We start from the raw sequence: 1,249 nt of genomic DNA, 5'->3' as shown, positions 1-1,249 counted from the left end.
CCTTTCAAAGATCATTTAAAGCCTCTTTTTCTTTTCTGCTCAAAATCGCAATTTTTGATGATCAATCATTGAGTTGGAATCGTATTATTTGAGAAGCAGTGTATATAAAGCGTATATAAGATGTGTTCACCTCTTTTAGCATAAATTGACTGATGATTTTTCTGTATCCTAAGCACATTATTCAGGACATTATTAAAAAGAGAAGCGTTTAAGGAATTCGGTCAACTTGACCAAATTGCTCTTCAGTCTGCAATTGTGCAATGTTTGCACCATTGCTCCTTTGAGGAATTGGGTAAACATTATCCTATTGCTATACTCATGCAATTGGATCAACTTGATCCTATTTCTCGTTTTAGCAATTGGGACAAATTGTCCCTATTCCTCTAAATGCCCTTCATCACCAATCAAAGGGTAAACATTACCCTTTGATTTTCTGTCTCTCCAAGGTTTATTTTTCTCCTGCCTCTTTTCCCTTGTTTGGTGCCTCGAGTGTGATTTCTGTGATGTATCCGCTTTGTTTTTCATAGCTGTGGGTAACGGTTGCGGCTTTCCATGGTCCATTGATTTCTCCACGAAACCCTTGTAGGAGCAGAGGTTGATCAGCCATGATTTCAGGGCGTCCTTCTAAGGTTAAGGAGCCACTGCCCACTGCATGGCAAAGCCGATCCGACTCAGAGGCAGCGGCAGCTCGTGCTTCCTCTTCACAAGGGTAGCAAGTCCGCAGACGACGCACAGGACCGCTAAAACCTGTTTGATGCTTGACTTGGCACTGTTGCCCTTTTGAACGATCAAAATAAGAAGCTTCAATGATGCCATATTGCGTACGTGGCTCTAATGTGAATTCCCAACTGGAACAGTCATGTTGATGGAGGGTGAGGGCTGGTAAATTGTCCCCGCTTAAAAATAAAAACTTATGGTCTTTGATCAAAAAACGCGCCTGCATGCGATCGGCAAGACGAGTTAAAAAGTCAACAACAGATTGATTTGTGCGAATCACATAAGGAAGAGTTTGTTTGGTAAACTGGGGACTGACCTTTGTTTGATAACCATGACGTTTAGCAAGTATCCCAACAATCTCGCTAATGGTTTGGTGGTCAAAATGTTCACTCGCCTGTTCTTTAAGTTCTTTCTGCATCGAAGCGCTTTTGCCACAAAGGCGCAAAATCTCTCCATCACTCCCACCAAAACTGATAACCGACTCAACAACAAAACGCCCCATAAAGGCACGAATACTGTTCTCATAGCCAAA

General features: G+C 42.1%; 1 protein-coding gene. It reads right to left on the bottom strand.

Annotated elements, in window-relative coordinates; all coding sequences use genetic code 11:
* Positions 1-448 precede the first annotated feature (448 nt).
* Positions 449-1,249, bottom strand: an 801-nt coding sequence (locus GGR08_RS07955; protein WP_246350234.1) for a phage late control D family protein, incomplete at its 5' end; no start/stop codon positions are given.

The sequence above is a fragment of the Bartonella fuyuanensis genome (assembly GCF_014197255.1).
Taxonomy (GTDB): domain Bacteria; phylum Pseudomonadota; class Alphaproteobacteria; order Rhizobiales; family Rhizobiaceae; genus Bartonella; species Bartonella fuyuanensis.
This window is presented reverse-complemented; position numbering and strand designations above follow the sequence as displayed.